Here is a 17,879-nt window from a genome sequence, read left to right on the forward strand (position 1 = left end):
GGGCGCGGCCGCAGTGGGTAGCCGCAGCACATGACCGACAGACCACTCGCCCTAGTCACCGGAGCATCCAGCGGTATCGGTTTCGAACTGGCCAGGCAGTTCATCGCACACGGCTACGACGTCGTGATCGCGGCGGAAGACGAGGCCGTCAAGACCGCCGCGGCCGCGCTGCACGACCCGCGGTACGACGTGCGGCCGGTGCAGGTCGACCTGCGTACCGCCGACGGTGTGGAACAGCTCTATCGGGCGGCCACCGAGAACGACCGGATGCCGGACGCCGTGGCCCTCAACGCCGGAATCGGGCGCGGGGGCGCCTTCGTGGAGACCGACCTCGACGACGAACTGGCCGTCATCGACCTCGATATCCGCTCGACCGTTCATCTGACCAAGCTCGTCCTGCGCGACATGGTCGAACGCAACGACGGCAAACTGCTGTTCACCTCCTCCATCGCCGCCACGATGCCGGGCGCCCGCCAAGCGGTGTACAACGCGTCGAAATCCTTCATCCAGTCGTTCGCGAAGGCGCTGCGCGAAGAACTGCGCGACACGGAGGTCACCGTGACGGCCCTGCTGCCCGGCCCGACCGACACCGACTTCTTCCGTCGCGCCGGAATGCTCGCCACTCGCATCGGCCGGTTGCCCAAGGACGATCCCGCCGATGTGGCGCGCCAAGGCGTCGATGCCCTGCTCAGCGGGCGACAGCAGGTCTTCGCCGCCTCGCTGCTGACCAAGGCCTTCGGCCTCGCCAACCACGTGCTGCCCGACGCGGTCAAGGCCAAAGCCAACCGCATCATCTCCGAACCGGCCCGGCCCGGCACGCGGTGAACTCGGTTGGGCATCACCGTTCTCGACCACGGCGTGGCCCGGCCCGGTCGCCGGTTCCGGGCCACGCGCGGGAATCAGCCGAGCGGTAGCTCCAGGCGGGACGGGGCGCCGTCCGGCGCGCTGATGGTGATCGTCGAATCCACCTTGTTGGCGCTGGAATACAGCGGATCCATGCCGTCGATCACCAGCATCAGCCGATGGCCGTCCGGCACGTCGTAGGCGGCCGCCTGCAGCTCCCACGAAACGGTGGCGGGCAGGGCCGACTCGGTGGTCTTCGGTTCGTGCGTGATGATCCGGGCGGCGCCGTTCTCGTCGACGTCGAGCAGATAGGCGATCACCGTCGCGGACTCGTCGCTGCTGTCGATGGTCACCTGCACCCGGGGAATGCCGCGGATCTGCCTGGCGACGCCGCCGCGCGCCGCGAGCAGCGGCCCCGTCGACCAGACGAGGGCATGGCCGCGGTCGATCTCATCGATCCGATAGATCTTGGGATTGCCGGACCACTCCTGCTGCCCCGTCGTCATGAGCCTGTCCATCGCGACGACCTCCGGCTGGTCGCCCACCGTGAAACTGCGCTCCCATCCGGTCGCGGGATCGGAAGTCAGCGCGCCGTCGCCGCCCTCGCGCACATCGGTCAAGGTCAGCACTTCGGTGCCGGTGGTGACGTCGGCCCACGACGCCTTCTCCTCGCGCCGCGCCGGTTCGACGATCACGTTCTGGCCGTCCCCGGCTCCGGGCGTGGTCACGTAGGTGAACATGACCTGGTTGCTGATCTCCGGCCACGCGTCGACGCCGTTGTCCTCGCCCTTGAGGTGGTAATCGAGCCAGGCGTACGCTTCGCGCAGCGGCTGGTTGGGTCCCGCACCCGGCATGGGCGGCGCGATCAAGCCGGGGCCCTCCGGGGCCGCGTGATCGCCGATCCACATGTTCAGCCGTTTCGGCCGAGGCAGCTTCTCGAAGGTCTCCAGCACCTGGTTCACCGGGAAAAGGCCCTCGTGCCAGGTATTGGAGAAGAAGGTGGGGATCTCGCGGGAGCCGACATAGCTCTCCGGCGCCCGTTCGGTGCCCCAGTCGACGACCGGGTCCATGTCCACGCCCTCGTCGAACTTGGCCAGAATCTCCAGCGCCGCTTCGTCGAACTTCTCCGCCTGCTCGCCGCCGGTCAAGCCGATCAGTCCCTCGACGGCCTTCATATGGCGAGTGCCGTTGTCGTACAAGCTGGTGGCGAGGTTGCCCCAGGTGCTGAGGGCGACGACGACGTCGACCCGCTCGTCGTGCGCGGCCACGAGCTGACTGATGCCCGAGCCGTAGGACTCACCCATGAAGGCGATGCCGCTGGGATCGAGCGCGTCCAGCGCGTAGTCGAGCACCTTCTTGCCATCGGCCCGGTCACATGGACCGGCGACGTCGACGGTGCCTTCGGACGTGCCGAACCACGGCATGTCCGTTCCCGGTATGGCGGTCCACCCGATTCCGCGCGGCGTGTAGGCCAGCACGTGGTAGCCCTTCGACGCGAGGGTGAGATAGGCGTACTCGAACAACGGCCACCCGACGGGTGTCCACCCGGCGGGGAAGACCACCAGCGGGCACGGCCGGGTGGTGGTCTGCCGCAGCAGGTGCGCCGACAGCCCGACCCCGCCCGCCCCTTCGATGCGCGGGAACGTCGGCACGGCGACGTTCAGCGCCCGGTCCACGAGATCGGCCACCTCGCCGGGCACCAGCCCCCTGCCGCTGCGCTTCTGCACGGCGCTGACCAAGTTCGACGCGAACTGCACTGCTTCCGGGCGCACCTGCCCCTCGGCGTCCCATGGCCCCTGGAGCGCGATCCTCGCGAGCTGCTCGGACGTGGTCCCGACGATCGGATCTGCTTGCGACATCGGCGTCATCGATCCTTCCTGCCAGTTGCTGCGGAACTGCGGACCGCAGCAGCCTGACACGGCACGCACCGCGATCCGTCCGGATCCGACGATGCGTATCCCGTTCGCAATAGATCGTTGACCAGCGCAAACGTTGCAAGATTCGACTATCCGCCCCGAGCGTCGCCGGCCTCAGGGCGACCTCAGCGCATAGTCGCGAGCCAGGCGAACGTGCGTCGAGTGCGCACCGGGCGGGCCGAACCCGCCCAGCGAGCGGCGACTGAGCTGCGGTGACGAAGCCTGCGAGCGCCGCCCGCCGCGTCGGTGACCCTCACTGTTTTTCCGAGCCCAGTTTCACCGGAATCGACAGCGGGCCGACGGTGAAGAACGACGGCGAGTACGGGATGTTCGCCGGGTCGATGGCGAGTTCGAGGTTCGGCAGCCGGCGGTAGAGCGAGGCGAGCGCGAGACGACCCTCCAAGCGCGCCAGGCCCGCGCCGATGCAGTACCGCGGCCCGTGACCGAAGCCGAGATGTCCGCCGCGCTGCTCTCTGGTGATATCGAACTCGTTCGCGGTCTCGCCGTACTCGGCCGGGTCGATACCGCAGGCCTGGTAGGCGACGCCCACCGCTTGTCCCTTGGGGATGGCGACTCCGGCCACGGTCACGTCCGTCAGGGTGAATCGCCAGCTCGTCATCATCACCGAATGGCGGTACCGGACGGTCTCTTCGACCACGTCGGCCCACCGGTCTTCCGCCTTGGCGAGCGCGAGCTGCTCGGGATGTTGCGACAGCGCCAGGATGGCGTAGCCGAGCAGGTGCACCGTGGTCTCGTGACCGGCCACCAGCATGATCCACAGAACGGCGACCAGTTCGTCGGCGGTGAGCTTGTCGTCCTGGTCACGAGCTTGGACCAAGCCGGTGGTGAGGTCGTCGCCGGGCTGCTCCTGTTTCCGGTCCGCCAGTTCGTACAGGTACGTCATCAGCGAGTTCTGCGTCGCGAACGCCTCCTGCGGCGGTGTGGTGTGCGCCAGGAGGGTGGCGGTCCAGCGGCGCAGCCGTTCCCGGTCCGGCTCCGGCACCCCGAACAGTTCGCAGATCACCGCCATGGGCAGCGCCTCGGTGAAGGTGGGCACCAGATCGACGCCGTCACCCGCGGCCACGACCTCGTCCAGCAATCGGTCGATGATCGCCTGGACGCGCGGCTCCAGCGCCTGCACCCGGCCCGGGGTGAAGGCCTTGCTGATCAGGCCGCGCAGCCGCCGGTGGTCGTCGCCGTCCTTGGTGGACAGGTGATCGCCCTGCACCACGGCACGCAGCGGCCAGTCCGCCGGGATCGAACCGTCGTGCAGCGCGGGCCAGTGCTTCGGATCCCGGGCGAAGGTCTTGTTGTCCCCGGCGAGGATCTCGCGCACCGCCTCGTGCGTCAGGGCCAGGTAGGCGGGCACGCCGCCGGGGAACTCCACCTCGACCACCGGCGCGATCTCCCGGAGCCGGATGCAGGTGTCCAGCAGATCCTCGTTCGCCGCGGGGAATGCGGGCAGGCTGGTTGTCATCGGTTTCCCTTCTGCGCGTTTGCCCTCCGACCGCCGTGACGACGGTCGTGCACGAGTATCGAGGCGAGACCGCCCGCGCCACCGCCCGATCGGCGATTCGTGCCTCCAACCCGAAACTCGGCGGCGCAAAACGAAAATCCGGTGACCGTGCCCGGCCCAGCGCCGCGGGCGCGCGGCCCCGGCAGGCGTTAGGGTGGCGGTGTTCGATGTCCGTGGGCGGCCGGGAGGAAATGGTGGAACCGAAGACGGTGCTGGGGCGTGGCGTGCGCGCAGTGAACGCCGGGGTGGTCGCCCTGCTGAGCGCGCCGGTGCTCGGCAGCCTGCTGGGCAGGGGATTCGTGGTGATCACCTATGTAGGCCGCCGGTCCGGGCGGACGTTCAGCACACCGGTCAACTACCGGCGAAAGGGAGACGAACTCGTCATCGGCGTCGCTATGCCGGACAAGAAGTCCTGGTGGCGTAACTTCCTCGGTGCGGGCGGCCCGATCACCCTGCACCTGAACGGCGCCGACCGGCACGGGCATGCGGTGGCGCAGCGCGACGAGCGCGGCCGCGTCCTGGTCACAGTGCGGCTCGACGACGCGAGCTGATCCGCCTCTTCCCTTCTCGCGTCGGCGCGCCGAAAGCGACGGAGGCGCTGTCACCTTCCGAGCACGCGGCGACGTGGGGGCGCCTGATCGAACACCCCGTCCCTCGAAGGCCGAGCGCCGCCGCTGATGCGAATGCCGAGGCGGGCTCGTAAGGGCGAGTCTCGACAGCGGATTTCGGCGGGAAGCCTCAGACGCTCGCCGACGGCTCCATCTGGGCGACGATCGCGGCCCCCATCCACCGGCGTAGATACCGACGCAAATCGTCTTCCCCGCGCGGTGGATTCCCCGGGGAGACGAAGAACGACTGCATCGTGCGCAGGACGTATTCGACCAGCTCGTGCAGCGACTCGTCGTCGTATCCGTAACGCTCCCAATCGACGTCGAAGCGCTTGATCATCGTCATGCCGAAGGCCTGCGCCTCTTCGGAGGTCAGGCTCTCGGGATGGACGTTCGAGTACGTGCTCGACAGCAGAATGCCGAGATGAGGCGTGCGGCGAACCTCGGCGAGGGTGTACACCACTGCCTCGGTCATCGCTTCCACGGCGTCCTCGATCCCGCTGACGTGCTCGGTCAGCCGGTCCAGGAACCCGTCGACCGACGCTATCGCCGCCGCGGTCATCAGCGCGTCGGCACTGGGAAAGTACCGGTAGACCGTCTGCCGGATGACGCCGAGCGATTCCGCGACGTCGGCGATGCTGATCTCCGAACCCGTCCGCCCGATCAGTTCGACCGCGGCGGCGACGATGCGACGCGAGGCTTCCTCGTCGTCCTTCGGCGGGCTCCCGCCCCACCCACGCCTTCCTGCCACTGCCCGCTTCCTCGACTCGAAGCCTGTCGCTTGCGAACCCCTGACGGAAAGCCTGCCGACTATCCAGGTCAGGGGCTCGACCGTATCACAACGTTGCCTGTTCTCGGTTCCAGCGCCGATTCTGATCATACACTTGGACAGTTGTGTGTATGATCGCTGCGACATGGCCCGGTGCGCCGGAATGCGTTGCCGGACCGGTTCGTTTCGGAAAGTCGAGGTTCAGCCCAGTGACCGATCTTCAAGTCCGGAAGATGCGCTTCGCATTCGCCGACTACGACGTGCCCTTCTTGTGGAACGAGGAGAATCCGGCCTTCTCCTCGATGGCCAACGCGGTGTCCTTCCTGGCGATCGGCTTCGAGAAGATGATCGTCAACATGATCCGCGAGGCCATGCCCTTGATCACCGATCCCGCGGTGGCCGAGGAGGCCGACGCGTTCGTGCGCCAGGAGGGGCAGCATTCCACCGCCCACCGCCAGCACGCCAACGCCCTGATCCGGCGCTACCCGGGGTTGCAAGAAACGCTCAACGAAGTGATCGCGGAATTCGACCGCCTCACCGTGCATACTCCGGTCGAATACCGGCTGGCCTACACCGCCGATCTCGAGGCGACGTTCACCCCGGTGTTCAAACTGATGCTCGACAACGACTCGACCTTGTTCCGGCCGGGCGACGACCGGGTGGCGTCGCTGTTCATCTGGCACTTCGTCGAAGAGGTCGAGCATCGCAGCTCCGCGCTGATCATTTTCGACTCCGTCGTGGGCAGCGATGTGTACCGGATGCGCATGGCGCCGTCGATCTTCCGTCACGTGATGAAGGTGATCCGGCTGGCCTGCGCGGGCTTCAACGAGCATGTCCCGCTGGAGGAGCGGAAGATCGACGCGCTGTCGATGTTCGCGAATCACCGGCGCAGGCAGAAACTGCGCAAGTGGTTGCCGTTCCTGCACGCCGAGGACAACGGCCCGATGCCCCGCGCGTTCGACCACCTGCCGCTCCGTGAGCAGCTCGTCGCGCTCGTGGGCGTCGTCCGCAGTCAGTTGCCCAAGCACAATCCGGACCACGAGAAGCTGCCCGCGCTGGCCGATGTGTGGTTCGAGCGCTACGAGGCCGGCTACGACGTCTCGCACTGGTACACCGCCGAGACGGCCGCACGTTAGGAGCCGGACCGATGGCTGATCATTGCGCCCCCACCTTCGACCGGCTCGCGACGGCGCTCGGCTTCTCGTGCGAGGAGGCAGGCGGACCGGTCGAAGTACGGAACCCTTTCGCGTTGGAGAACTGGACGCTGCCCGTCCTCGAGTGCACGATCGTCCTCGGCGCGGTGCTCGCCTTGGTCTACGCGATCGTGCGGCTGCGCCGGCACGGCGACCCCACCAACCTGGTGGTCTGGTTCGGGGCGACCGCGTACCTGTTCATCATCGAACCCCCGCTGTACTTCCCTGCGGCGTTCGGCATCGACGCGCACGTCGACACGATGTTCGCGCACAACCTGTTCACCGTGGAATTCCTCTGGGGCCGATTACCGCTCTACATCGTCGCGATCTACCCGTTCATGGCCACGCTCGCGTTCGAAATGGTCAGGATTCTCGGCGTGTTCCGGCAATACGGGGTTCTCGCCGGATCGGCGTGCGTCGGCTTCGTCCACCACGCCTTCTACGAGATCTTCGACCATCTCGGCCCGCAGCTGCGGTGGTGGGAATGGTCGGTGGACAACCCGATCAATCAGCCGATGTTCGATTCGGTGCCGCTGCCGAGCGTGGTGGTCTTCGCCGCGCTGTGGCCGATGTCCCTCGCGTTCTGCGTCCAACTGTTCGTCGGCCGCCACGTCGCCCAGGGGCGGACCTTCTCCGGATGGCAACTGGCCGGGCGCACGATCCTCGTCGGCGTACTCGCGTCGCTGGGCACCGCCGTGCTGCCCATCCCCGCGACGGTCTTCGGCATGGGCAGCACCACGGTGCGCGGCGTGCTCTACGCCGCCGAACTGGTCGTCGTCTCTGTCGCCGCGGTGCTGATCCTCACCCGCCAGTGGTCGCGGCTGCGGCGCGGCGACTCGGCTGCGCCTTACACCAACGACTTCGTCCGCGTTTACGGCGGGGTGTATCTGGGGGTGATGGCGTTGCTCTGGGCGACCGCGTTGCCCGATTACTTCGGCGCCGTCGACGGCGTGACCAGCGCAGGCGACCCCATCGGGAATCTCTGGTACGCGATCGCGTGCTTCGTTGTCGCGATCTTGTGCCTGGTCGCCGTGTGGACGGTACCCCGGAGGAAAGCGACGGTAAGCGCTACCTCTCCGGCGCCGGAATCGGCGGTGAACTCCACGGCCTAGCGGCACGCCGAGCGCTTTCGCCAGCGCAGGGCGGCGGTTGCCGGCCGGGGTGTGACGCCCCGCTCGCTCGGGACTTTCCGGGCCGGTGTCCAGGTTGTACGAGGGGCCGATATGAGGAGGTCATGTGGCACGGGAGTACAACCGGAATCCCGCGGCGATCGCCGCCCTGTCGCCTGAGCAGTACCACGTCACTCAGGAGAACGGGACCGAGCGGGCGTTCACCGACGGCCCCCGCGCGGCGGGCGGCCTGCGGTACTGCATCAATTCGAAGGCGCTGCGGTTCATCCACCTCGACGACCTCGATGCGGAAGGCTATGGGCAGTACAAGACTCTCTTCGTGAAGGAGGAGGCGTGACCGACACGCGCAAGGCGATTCTGGCCGGTGGATGCTTCTGGGGCATGCAGGACCTGATCCGCAAGCAGCCGGGGGTGGTGTCGACCCGCGTCGGCTACACCGGTGGACGCAACGACCACCCCACCTACCGCAACCACCCTGGCCACGCGGAGGCGATCGAGATCGTCTACGACCCGGCCCGGACGGACTACCGGCAGCTGCTGGAATTCTTCTTCCAGATCCACGATCCGACCACGAAGGACCGCCAGGGCAACGACATCGGAACCAGCTACCGTTCGGCGATCTTCTACCTCGATGACGACCAGAAGCGCGTCGCCTTGGACACCATCGCCGATGTGGACGCCTCCGGTCTGTGGCCGGGCAAGGTGGTCACCGAGGTGACCCCGGCGAGCGCCTTCTGGGAGGCCGAGCCGGAGCATCAGGACTACCTGCTGCGTTACCCGGACGGGTACACCTGCCACTTCCCCCGGCCGGGTTGGAAGCTGCCGAAGCGGCAGACCACCGCTCAGTAGCAGCCGCCGAGTTCGGCGGGGTCGCGTTCCGGCCCCGCCGAGCCGAGGCAACACACACGACTGCGCCGCCGCACCCGGGTGGCGCAGTCGTCGCGTTTCCACGACCTCCCACCGTCGTTGCCGGTCGTCCAGCCGGGGCCGCCTGCGACTCCGTACGCAAACCGCATGCGGCAGAAACCAATTCGGCCCGTTTCCGGCCACCGGGGACTCCCCGTCGTGGGGAGAACGCGTGATCGAGCGCCTATATGATCGTCGACGCTTGGAGCTCCTGGCCGGTCGACCCGAGGTAGGCAGATGACGCGCTACGGCACGAAGGTTCTGGACGTGGTGGGCAGCCGCCGGATGGCGGTGGCGACGCTGGCCACCATCACCGGCTTCTACTACCTGTTCGTCGCGTTCACCAATTGCGTCGACACCGACACCAACCGCAACGGTGTGGCCGCGGTGCTGTCGATGAAGGCGACGATCCACAATCCGGGCACGGACTGGCGCGCGATCACCAATGGCAATGTCGCGCTCGTCGCCTACATCCTCGTGGTGATCTGGGAATTCCTCATCGCCTTCGTGCTGCTCGCCGCGGGAGCCGCGTGGGGCAGGGTGCTGACCGGACGGCCGCGCGGGCTGCGATCCGGGCCGGAGTTGGCCGTGAAACTGTCCAGCCTGGGCTGGACCATGGCGGTGCTGCTGTTCGCGGGCGGGTTCCTGACCATCGGCGGCGAATGGTTCCGCATGTGGGCCAACGACGACGTGAACGCTTCGTCGGCCGCGTTGCAGAACTTCCTGATCGCGGGCGTCGGCCTGATTCTCGTCCACCTGCCGGACCCGCAGCGTGATTTCGGCACCGAGAATTCCGCGGCGGAATCGAGCTAGGCGCAGCCGCGAGCGTCAGCGACCGGTGCGATCGAGTTCGCTCAGCTGCTTCTGCAGACGTTCCAGCGCCGCGCGGATCTCGTCGATCTGCGCGTTGAGTTCGGCGATCTTCGCTTGATCCACCGGCGGCGCCTGCGCCGGTGGTTGCGCGGCCGGCGGCGCGGTGGGCTGCTGGCCCGGCGGCAGCGGAGCGCCGGGACCGCCGCCTGGCGGCGTGGCGAGTCTGCCGGTGGCCGCGCCGAACACCTGCTCGAGCGCTTCGGCGAGGGTCGGCGCGTAGCCGACCAGGACACCACCGGTGCCGGGATCGCGGTAACTGACCAGCACCCGCGCCAACTGCGGGAACGTCGAGGAGTTCGGCGCCGTCGAGATCCGTTCGGTGAACAGCGGTTCGGCGTAGAGCACGCCGCCGTCGGCGATCGGCAGGGTGAGGAGATTCCCGTATTGGATCCGGTTCGAGCGCTCGAGCAAGGTCCGCTCGGAAGCCACTCTGGTGTCGGAGATCATCGAGTTCTGGATCTGCTGCGGCCCCTGGGTGAGGGTGTCGGTGGGCAGCTGCGAGACGGTGATCTTGCCGTAGCCCTCCGGGTCGGAGCGGGCGGAGACGTAAGCGGAGAGGAATTCCCTGTTGTAGCCGACCATGGCGCTCGCGAGCCGGAACGATGGTTCGGCGCTGGTCTGGTCGCCGACCAGGACGTAGAACGGGGGCTGATGCGGATTGGCTTCCACGGTGGGGTCGCTGGGCACCGACCAGAAAGCGTTGGTGGTGAAGAATTCGCGCGGTTCGTCGACGTGGTATTTGGCCAGCATCTCGCGCTGGATCGTGAACAGGTCCTCGGGGTACCGGAAGTGGGCCCGCAACTCCGGGGTGATCGACTCCTCGGGGCGCACCGTGCCGGGAAAGACCTTCATCCAGGCCGCCAGGACCGGGTCCTGCCGGTCGACCTGGTAGAGGGTGACCGTGCCGTCGTACGCGTCGACGGTGGCTTTGATGGAGTTGCGCACGTAGGAGATCTCCCGGGGCGATCCACGCTCGGTGTCCTCGCCCGGAGCGAGGGCTTCCAGCGAGCTGCGCTTGGCGTAGGGGTAGCCGTCGATCGAGGTGTACGCGTCGACGATCCAGACGATGCGGCCGTTCACGACCGCGGGATAGGGGTCGTTGTCGGTGGTCAACCACGGTGCGACGAGTTCGACGCGATGGCGGGGATCGCGGTTGAAGATGATCTTCGACTCGGCGCCGATCGCTTTGGAGAAGACGATGTTGCGCTCGGTGTAGGTCACCGCGAAGGCCAAGCGGTTGAGCCAGTTGCCGATCGGGACGCCGCCCGCGCCGGTGTAGGTGTATGTGGTGGTGTCGGTGTCGTACTCGCGCGGCTGGGGGCCGCCGCCGACGATGGCGTAGTCCGGGCTCGCATGGGCGATCACTTCGCCGAAGTAGACGCGCGGCTGATCCACTCGGATCACCTGGTGGCCGGAGGCCTGGGAGGCGATGTCGCCGACCGCGTAGATCGGATATCCGCTGTTGCTGCTCGCGGCGTCGCCCGCCGCTTCGCGGACCGCCGCGTTCACCCGGTTGGCCGGCGCCGCCACGAACCCGTTGCCGTGCGTGTAGACGGTGTGCCGGTTGACCCAATGGCGCTGGTTGCCGCTCAGCGCGCTCGGGGTCAGCTCGCGCGTCGCCACCACGTAGTCGCGCAATTGCCCACCGACGCGGTAGCGATCGAGGTCCAGATGCGGTGGGAAACTGTAGAAATTCTTCAGCTGTTGCTGCTGGGTGAACGTCCGTGACAGCACGTTCGGATCGAGCAGGCGGACGTCGGCGATCGTGGTGACGTCGGCGGGGACCTCGGGCGGCGGCTTGGTGCCGACGCCGGAATACGGCTGGTACTCGACCCGGTCGCTGCCGATCCCGTACGCCTGCCGGGTGGCCGCGATGTTGCGCTGGATGTAGACCCGCTCCATGTCGGCGGCGTTCGGACGGACGGAGAACTGCTCGACGGCCAACGGCCAGACGGCCCCGACGAGAATCGACGACAACAGCAGCAGCGCCGCCGCCATCGCCGGAATCCGCAGATCGCGCACGACGACGGCGGCGAAGACCGCCACGGCGCAGATCAGGGCGATCGCGAAGAGAATGAGGCGGGCGGGAAGCACCGCGTTGATGTCGGTATAGCCGGGGCCCGCGAACGTGGGCTCCTTGCTGTCACTCGACAGCAAGGAATATCGGTCGAGCCAATAGGCGGCGGCCTTCAGGAGGATGAACGCCCCGGCCAGTATCGCGAGCTGGACGCGGGCCGCGTGCGTCAGGCCGCCCGCCTTTCTGGACAGCCGCAGCCCGCCGAGCAGGTAGTGCGTGGCCAGGTTCGCGAGGAAGGCGAGGACCACCGCGATGAACAGCCAGTTGAGGACGGAACGGTAGAAGGGCAGGTCGAAGACGAAGAACCCGACGTCGTGCCCGAACTGCGGATCGGCCACGCCGAAGGATCCGCCGTGGAGGAACAGTTGGACCGTCATCCAGTTCGACTGCGCGGCGAGGCCGCAGACCAGCCCCACCACGGTGGCGACGCCGAGACCGAACCGCACCGGATGCCGCAGCACCGCCGTCCGATACGGCCGGAGGCTGTCTTCTTCCTCGGACTCGGGAAAGAAGAGCGGACGGAACCTGAAGGCCAGCCACATCACGGCGAGAAGTACGCCACCGATGATCAGCGCGATCGCGGCGAACAGCGTGAGCCGGGTGAACAGCACGGTCAGCCAGACACCGCGGAACCCGACCTCACCGAACCACAGCCAGCTGACATAGCCCCTGACCAGCCGGGGCACGATCAGCAACGACACGACGAATACCGTGGCGGCGACCACCAGCACCCGGGTGCTGCGATGCAACCGCCGCGGGCCGGGGCCGACGCGCGCGCTCATCTTGCACTCCCGTGGCTGCCGCCCGGCACAACGGTGGACGGCCGAGGCGCAACCAAGCTCGATACTACCGGGGTTGGTCGACGCGCCGAGGAGCGCTCGATCGGCTCCCGCGGCTACGGTGGGCCGCCTGCGTCCACAGGCCGTCGAAGCGGCCGGGCTCGGTGAGCAGGCCAGCATACTGTGTGCGGTAACGGTCCCCACCCGAGGAGCCTCGATGACGAGCACGCCCGACCTCACCGATCTGGCACCGCAGCAGCGCGCCGCCCTCGGCAGCGGCGCCGACTTCTGGACCACCAAGGCGATCGGTTCGGTCACCGCTGTGACCATGACCGACGGCCCGCACGGGGTGCGCAGGCAGGCGGGGGCCACCGACCACCTGGGCTCGGCCGAGAGCCTGCCCGCCACCTGCTTCCCGCCCGCGGTCGGGCTCGCGCAGAGCTGGGACGTCGATCTGGTCCGCCGCGTGGGCGAGGCGCTGGGCCGGGAGGCGCGCGCGCTGGGCGTGGACGTTTTGCTCGGGCCGGGAGTCAACATCAAGCGGGATCCGCGCGGCGGCCGCAATTTCGAGTACTACTCGGAGGACCCGTCACTCACCGGTCTGCTCGGCGCGGCATGGGTGACGGGTGTGCAGAGCACCGGAGTGGGGGCTTCGCTCAAACATTTCGCCGCCAACAACGCCGAGCACGACCGGATGCGGTCGAGTTCCGACGTCGACCCCCGTCCGCTGCGGGAGATCTACCTGCGCGCGTTCGCCCATATCGTGCGCACCGCCCGGCCGTGGACGGTGATGTGCTCCTACAACCGGATCAACGGCGTGCACGCCGCGCAGAATCGCTGGCTGCTGACCGACGTGCTGCGCGGCGAATGGGGTTTCGACGGCGCGGTGATCTCCGACTGGGGCGCCGTGGCCGACCGGCCCGCCTCCGTGACGGCCGGACTGGATCTGGAGATGCCGGGCGGCAGCGGCATCTCCGACGCACAGGTACTGGCGGCCATGGCCGCGGGCACGCTGGATCCGGCGGACGTCGACCGCGCCGCCAGGAACGTGGCGACGCTGGCGGCGAAGGTCGTCGCCGGACGCGAACTCGGTCGTGCCGTCGACACCACCGACGAGCACCATCGCCTGGCCCGCGCGGTGGCCGCGCGGTGCGTCGTCCTGTTGCGCAACGACCGCGGCCTGCTGCCGCTCACGCCCGGGCGCTCGCTGGCGGTGATCGGTGAATTCGCGGCCGAGCCGCGCTACCAGGGCGGGGGCAGTTCGCACGTCAACCCGACCCGCCTCGATGTGCCGCTGGAGGAGATCCGCGCGCTCGCCGGCGCCGCGCCGGTCTCCTACAGCCGAGGGTTCGCCACGGCCGATACCGGCGTCGGCGCGGACGCGTTGCGCGCCGAGGCCGTCGCCGCCGCACGCCACGCGGACGTGGCCGTGGTGTTCCTCGGCTCGGCCGCCGCGCAGGAATCCGAGGGCTTCGACCGTCAGCACATCGAGTTGCCTGCCGAGCAGGTGGAGTTGCTGGCGGCGGTGGTGCGGGCGCAACCGGAGACGGTGGTGGTGCTCGCGCACGGCGGCGTGGTGCGGCTGGCCCCGGTGGCCGCCCTGGCCCCCGCGATTCTGGACGGCGGGCTGCTCGGCCAAGCCGGGGGCGGCGCGCTCGCCGACGTGCTGTTCGGTGTCGTGAACCCGTCCGGGCGACTGGCGGAGACAGTGCCGGTCCGGTTGCAGGACACCCCGGCCTATCTCGGCTTCCCCGGCGAGAATTCGCATGTGCGCTATGGCGAGGGCCTGTATGTGGGCTACCGCTGGTACGACAGTCGGGATATGGACGTCACCTACCCGTTCGGACACGGCTTGTCCTACACCACCTTCGAATACTCCGATCTGGCGCTCGCGGCCGAACCGGCGGGCATCGCGGTGCGCGTCCGCGTCACCAACACCGGTTCCCGCGTGGGCCGGGAGGTGGTGCAGGTGTACACGGCGCTGCCCGGCTCCGCTGTCTCACGTCCCGTTCGTGAGCTGAAGGCGGTCGCGGTCACCGCCGAACTGGAACCCGGTGCGAGCGAAGAAGTCTCGCTGCTGCTCCGGCGCGACGACCTGGCCTACTGGGAGACGCGGGTCGATCGCTGGATCGTGGAGGGCGGCGCCTACCAGGTGTGGGCAGGTGCTTCGAGCCGGGATCTGCGCATCGGCGGGCAGGTTCAGCTCGCCGGAGACGACCTGCGCATCCCGATCACGGCGGAATCGACCCTCGGCGAAGCCATGGCCGATCCGGCGGCGGCGGCCGCGCTCGCGGAGGTGTTCGGCGGCATGTCCGAGAGCATGGGCGACGCGACGGCACTCGGCGTGGACATGATGCGGATGATCGCCTCCATCCCGCTCAACCGCCTCACCGGTTTCGGCGTCGACCCGGAGAAGCTGGACGCGCTACTGGCCCGAGGAGACGACTGATCGGCATCCGGCGGTTGCGCTGGCGCGACGGCGGCTTCAGCGAGCTACGGCGGGCATCCCGATGACCGACGCGTTCTCGGTGGGAGCCGACGCCCGGTGCAGGCCGCGGCGGTCATAGGCGTAAGTCGCGGTCGCCCCGAGCAGCAGGCCGATGCCGAGGCCGAGCACCGTCATCCACAAGCCGTGGGCGAAACCCGCTTCGGCGTGGGCGTCGAAGAACAGGATGGCGCGCACGGCGAGGTAGATCTGGTGCATCGGTTCGAAGGCGGCCAGATTCGCGATGTAGGCGGGCGTCGCCTCCAGCGGCACCGTCGCGGCCGACGAGGGCAGGCCGAGGACGACGAACAGGATCAGATTGACCAGCAGCCCCGCGGTGCCGAAGGTGGCGAGCACGGCGAGAGCGGTCACACCGACCGCGACGATGGCCAAAGTGCCGTAGAGCCACAACAGCAGCGGGCTGCCCAGCGGGACGCTCAACGCCGTGGCGACGGCGAGGAAGATGCCCGACAGCACCGGAGCCGCGGTGACGACGACCGCCCATTTCACCAGTAGCGTGCGGAAGCGAGAGATCCCGGTGGCCGGCGGGTGCACGAACCACGGGCCGTATTCGGTCGGCGTGAAACCGAGCACCGAGTCGACGAGCGTGTGGATGATCATCGCGCCGGTGAAGCCGGCCAGCAGCAGGATCAAGGTGTAGAAGAAGGCGACGAGGCCCTGTCCGGCGCCGTCGTCCATCGGCCGGTAGGGCGCGGTGACGATCTGCACCGGATCGGTGAGCATCAACCGGGCCGCGCCGCTCGGCTCGACCGGCGCGCCGGGCCCGGCGGCCAGGGCGGCGTTCACCTGATCGGTCAGGCTCTTGCCGACGGTCTCGTCCACTTGGCGCAAGGCGCGGTCGGCGATGCGCTGCATGATGCCGGTGGTGTAGGGGCCGATCCGCGGGTTGGTGTGGATCGTGATGACCGGGCGCTCGACCGCGCCGGGCACCACGGCGGCGGCGCCGAGTATCGCGAGCCGCTTGGTGAAGTCGGACGGGATGACGATCGCGCCGTAGACCTCGCCGTCCTGCAACTGCTTGCGCGCTTCGCCGATGCCGACGACGCGCAGGTCGATCTTCTCCGCGGGCATACCGGCCATCAGCGCGTCGGTGACCTGGGCGCCGATATCGGCGGGCTTGCCGCCGATCGTGTCGCCGACGTCCTGATTCACCAGAGCGATCGGGAAGTCGTGCAGATTCTTCTCGGTATTGCTGGCGTAGCCGAGGTACATGGTGGCGAGCAGCGCCGCGAACACCGTGAGCACTGCGATCGGGGCGGTGAAGGTCCGAACCGTCATGCGAGTCAATGTAGTCACCGCCTACAAAGTAGGCAACGCCTACATTTTGTTATCCTGCATACACCATGCCGATCACCAGAAGCCGGTCCTATCACCACGGCGACCTGCGCGCCGAGTTGCTCCAGCGCGCCGAGGCGACGCTGCGGGAGTCCGGGGTCGACGGCTTGTCGCTACGCGGGCTTGCCCGTGACGCCGGAGTCAGTCACGCCGCTCCGACCCGGCATTTCAAGGACAAACAGGCACTGCTGGACGCCATCGCGGTATCCGGATTCCAGCGTCTGGCCGCAGCCCTGGAGCAGACCACGGCCGCGGACTCGGCCCACGGGCACATCCGAGCCTTGGCGCGGACCTATCTCCGTTTCGCGACCGAGAACTCGGCGCTCGTCGCGCTCATGTTCGCGCGCAGGCACAGCCCCGCCGCGGGCGATGCGATGTCACAGGCCGTGGACGCGGCGTTCGCGACGCCGGTCGCGCTGATCGCGGAAGCACAGCGACAGGGAGAAGTGATCGACGGCGATCCGCGGCGCATCGCGCTGTCCGCGGTCGCGGCGCTGCAAGGCCTGGCCACCTTCGTCGGCTCGGGCGTGATCGCCGCCGAGGCAGCCGACGAATTGCTGGACGAGACGACCACGCACATGATCGAAGGCCTGCGCCCGAGACCGTGATCTACGGCAGGCCGTCGGTCAGTAAGCGATGAACAGGATCTCGTCGCGAGAGTAGTCGTGGCCGGGATGCTTCTCGGCCAGATGGGCTTGCGTCTTCGCCACGAGATCGTCCTCGTCGGTTCCGACGATGAATTCTCCGCAGGGGCAGTTCAGCTTTCGCTTCATCGGCGTTCTTCCTCCTCGATCCGACAGTCTATGCACAGCGCGGGGATCGAGCGCGGGTCCGCCGCGATCACGGGCTCCACCGGATCGGCCACGTGACCATTCGTGGCCCCAGTAGCTGTGGGCGGTGATCTCCTCCGCGCTGTAGGTGGATTCGTCCACCAGCACACCCCTCGGCAAGATCGGCATCGTCGAGAACTTCGTTGTGCCGCATCCGCACCTCCCCGGACACGACCCGGCAGGTGCAGGCGCTGCGGGCGCCCTCGCGGCAGGAATAGGGCGCTTCCAGCCCGTTGGCCAGCAGCACGTCGAGCAGAACCTGGCCGCGTGGCCACCGAAGGGCGCGCTTCTGGCGGGCGACGCGGCGGCTCGGGCCCGATCCACTGTCGCGTCTTTTCTTCGATCCTCGACGGCCGTCACGTTCGCGCTCACGGCACGTCTCCATCCCGGGTGCTGACCTCGACGAGTCCGTCCGCGACCGCGGCATCGATGCTTTCGCGCAACGCGGCGCAGGTCCGCACCCGCGCGCCGTCCGCCCCGGCGAACTCGGCGCACGCCGCGACCGCGCCCGCGTTCCACTGGACGCTGGTGTGCTGCGGACTGAACTTCTCGACCAGCACGCACGTCCCGCAGGTACGGCAGGTGACCCGCTCCATCC

General features: G+C 68.3%; 16 protein-coding genes and 1 pseudogene. 9 read left to right on the plus strand and 8 right to left on the minus strand.

Annotated features, from left to right (window positions below):
• The first annotated feature begins 30 nt into the window (after positions 1-30).
• Positions 31-825 (plus strand): SDR family NAD(P)-dependent oxidoreductase, encoded by a 795-nt coding sequence (locus ACH49X_RS16875; RefSeq protein WP_357205488.1) that lies wholly within the window; start codon positions 31-33, stop codon positions 823-825.
• A 74-nt stretch (positions 826-899) separates the two neighbouring features.
• Here ACH49X_RS16875 and ACH49X_RS16880 read toward each other — a convergent pair whose 3' ends face one another.
• Together ACH49X_RS16880 and ACH49X_RS16885 are read right to left on the minus strand one after the other, a co-directional pair.
• Positions 900-2,702, minus strand: coding sequence for an alpha/beta fold hydrolase (locus ACH49X_RS16880; protein WP_357205491.1), 1,803 nt, complete (start codon positions 2,700-2,702; stop codon positions 900-902).
• Positions 2,703-3,012: 310 nt separating this feature from the next.
• Positions 3,013-4,236: a cytochrome P450 gene (locus ACH49X_RS16885; protein ID WP_195079376.1), complete on the minus strand. Its 1,224-nt coding sequence runs from the start codon at positions 4,234-4,236 to the stop codon at positions 3,013-3,015.
• Positions 4,237-4,442: 206 nt separating this feature from the next.
• On the opposite strand from ACH49X_RS16885, the gene ACH49X_RS16890 reads away from it, so the two are divergent.
• Entirely contained in the window at positions 4,443-4,826 is a 384-nt protein-coding gene (locus ACH49X_RS16890; protein ID WP_323124045.1) for a nitroreductase/quinone reductase family protein, read from the plus strand.
• A gap of 187 nt (positions 4,827-5,013) precedes the next feature.
• On the opposite strand, the gene ACH49X_RS16895 is transcribed toward ACH49X_RS16890, so the two are convergent.
• Positions 5,014-5,634 carry a TetR/AcrR family transcriptional regulator gene (locus ACH49X_RS16895; protein WP_357102819.1) on the minus strand — a complete coding sequence of 207 codons (621 nt, stop codon included), beginning with the start codon at positions 5,632-5,634 and terminating at the stop codon, positions 5,014-5,016.
• Between the two features lie 227 nt (positions 5,635-5,861).
• Between ACH49X_RS16895 and ACH49X_RS16900 the strand changes: the two genes are divergently transcribed.
• The 5 genes from ACH49X_RS16900 (at position 5,862) to ACH49X_RS16920 (ending at position 9,694) form a co-directional block, all read left to right on the plus strand.
• Positions 5,862-6,788, plus strand: a complete 927-nt coding sequence (locus tag ACH49X_RS16900) for a metal-dependent hydrolase (RefSeq protein ID WP_195079374.1) — start codon at positions 5,862-5,864, stop codon at positions 6,786-6,788.
• A gap of 11 nt (positions 6,789-6,799) precedes the next feature.
• Positions 6,800-7,957, plus strand: coding sequence for a hypothetical protein (locus tag ACH49X_RS16905; RefSeq protein WP_357205494.1), 1,158 nt, complete (start codon positions 6,800-6,802; stop codon positions 7,955-7,957).
• Positions 7,958-8,081: 124 nt separating this feature from the next.
• Positions 8,082-8,312 carry a hypothetical protein gene (locus ACH49X_RS16910; RefSeq protein ID WP_195079372.1) on the plus strand — a complete coding sequence of 77 codons (231 nt, stop codon included), beginning with the start codon at positions 8,082-8,084 and terminating at the stop codon, positions 8,310-8,312.
• A gap of 44 nt (positions 8,313-8,356) precedes the next feature.
• Positions 8,357-8,824 carry a peptide-methionine (S)-S-oxide reductase MsrA gene (gene msrA, locus ACH49X_RS16915; RefSeq protein WP_397070399.1) on the plus strand — a complete coding sequence of 156 codons (468 nt, stop codon included), beginning with the start codon at positions 8,357-8,359 and terminating at the stop codon, positions 8,822-8,824.
• A gap of 294 nt (positions 8,825-9,118) precedes the next feature.
• Positions 9,119-9,694 (plus strand): DUF2165 domain-containing protein, encoded by a 576-nt coding sequence (locus ACH49X_RS16920; RefSeq protein WP_195079370.1) that lies wholly within the window; start codon positions 9,119-9,121, stop codon positions 9,692-9,694.
• Positions 9,695-9,709: 15 nt separating this feature from the next.
• Here ACH49X_RS16920 and ACH49X_RS16925 read toward each other — a convergent pair whose 3' ends face one another.
• A complete protein-coding gene (locus ACH49X_RS16925) occupies positions 9,710-12,613 on the minus strand; it encodes a UPF0182 family protein (RefSeq protein ID WP_357205497.1) in 2,904 nt (967 codons plus the stop codon).
• A gap of 214 nt (positions 12,614-12,827) precedes the next feature.
• Here ACH49X_RS16925 and ACH49X_RS16930 point away from each other — a divergent pair, with 214 nt between their 5' ends.
• Positions 12,828-15,059, plus strand: coding sequence for a glycoside hydrolase family 3 C-terminal domain-containing protein (locus ACH49X_RS16930; RefSeq protein ID WP_357205500.1), 2,232 nt, complete (start codon positions 12,828-12,830; stop codon positions 15,057-15,059).
• A gap of 36 nt (positions 15,060-15,095) precedes the next feature.
• On the opposite strand, the gene ACH49X_RS16935 is transcribed toward ACH49X_RS16930, so the two are convergent.
• Positions 15,096-16,394 (minus strand): DUF3533 domain-containing protein, encoded by a 1,299-nt coding sequence (locus ACH49X_RS16935; protein WP_195079367.1) that lies wholly within the window; start codon positions 16,392-16,394, stop codon positions 15,096-15,098.
• Between the two features lie 65 nt (positions 16,395-16,459).
• Between ACH49X_RS16935 and ACH49X_RS16940 the strand changes: the two genes are divergently transcribed.
• Positions 16,460-17,059, plus strand: coding sequence for a TetR/AcrR family transcriptional regulator (locus ACH49X_RS16940; protein ID WP_357205502.1), 600 nt, complete (start codon positions 16,460-16,462; stop codon positions 17,057-17,059).
• 18 nt (positions 17,060-17,077) lie between these two features.
• Here the strand turns inward: ACH49X_RS16940 and ACH49X_RS16945 are convergent, their stop codons facing one another.
• The 3 genes and pseudogenes from ACH49X_RS16945 to ACH49X_RS16955 form a co-directional block, all read right to left on the minus strand.
• A complete protein-coding gene (locus tag ACH49X_RS16945) occupies positions 17,078-17,224 on the minus strand; it encodes a DUF1059 domain-containing protein (protein ID WP_195079365.1) in 147 nt (48 codons plus the stop codon).
• 166 nt (positions 17,225-17,390) lie between these two features.
• Positions 17,391-17,561: pseudogene (locus tag ACH49X_RS16950) on the minus strand (2Fe-2S iron-sulfur cluster-binding protein); the annotation flags it as partial.
• Positions 17,562-17,649: 88 nt separating this feature from the next.
• Entirely contained in the window at positions 17,650-17,877 is a 228-nt protein-coding gene (locus ACH49X_RS16955) for a hypothetical protein (protein ID WP_195079363.1), read from the minus strand.
• Positions 17,878-17,879 lie beyond the last annotated feature (2 nt).

The sequence above is a fragment of the Nocardia sp. NPDC019323 genome, assembly GCF_044389845.1.
GTDB lineage: Bacteria > Actinomycetota > Actinomycetes > Mycobacteriales > Mycobacteriaceae > Nocardia > Nocardia implantans.

Bases quoted from the DNA above. Each gene is read 5' to 3' on its own strand.
- msrA (WP_397070399.1), top strand. From the start codon at position 8,357: ATGCAGGACCTGATCCGCAAGCAGCCGGGGGTGGTGTCGACCCGCGTC.
- ACH49X_RS16885 (WP_195079376.1), bottom strand. From the start codon at position 4,236: ATGACAACCAGCCTGCCCGCATTCCCCGCGGCGAACGAGGATCTGCTG.
- ACH49X_RS16880 (WP_357205491.1), bottom strand. From the start codon at position 2,702: ATGTCGCAAGCAGATCCGATCGTCGGGACCACGTCCGAGCAGCTCGCG.
- ACH49X_RS16925 (WP_357205497.1), bottom strand. From the start codon at position 12,613: ATGAGCGCGCGCGTCGGCCCCGGCCCGCGGCGGTTGCATCGCAGCACC.
- ACH49X_RS16920 (WP_195079370.1), top strand. From the start codon at position 9,119: ATGACGCGCTACGGCACGAAGGTTCTGGACGTGGTGGGCAGCCGCCGG.
- ACH49X_RS16930 (WP_357205500.1), top strand. From the start codon at position 12,828: ATGACGAGCACGCCCGACCTCACCGATCTGGCACCGCAGCAGCGCGCC.
- ACH49X_RS16890 (WP_323124045.1), top strand. From the start codon at position 4,443: ATGTCCGTGGGCGGCCGGGAGGAAATGGTGGAACCGAAGACGGTGCTG.
- ACH49X_RS16905 (WP_357205494.1), top strand. From the start codon at position 6,800: ATGGCTGATCATTGCGCCCCCACCTTCGACCGGCTCGCGACGGCGCTC.
- ACH49X_RS16955 (WP_195079363.1), bottom strand. From the start codon at position 17,877: ATGGAGCGGGTCACCTGCCGTACCTGCGGGACGTGCGTGCTGGTCGAG.
- ACH49X_RS16935 (WP_195079367.1), bottom strand. From the start codon at position 16,394: ATGACGGTTCGGACCTTCACCGCCCCGATCGCAGTGCTCACGGTGTTC.
- ACH49X_RS16945 (WP_195079365.1), bottom strand. From the start codon at position 17,224: ATGAAGCGAAAGCTGAACTGCCCCTGCGGAGAATTCATCGTCGGAACC.
- ACH49X_RS16875 (WP_357205488.1), top strand. From the start codon at position 31: ATGACCGACAGACCACTCGCCCTAGTCACCGGAGCATCCAGCGGTATC.
- ACH49X_RS16940 (WP_357205502.1), top strand. From the start codon at position 16,460: ATGCCGATCACCAGAAGCCGGTCCTATCACCACGGCGACCTGCGCGCC.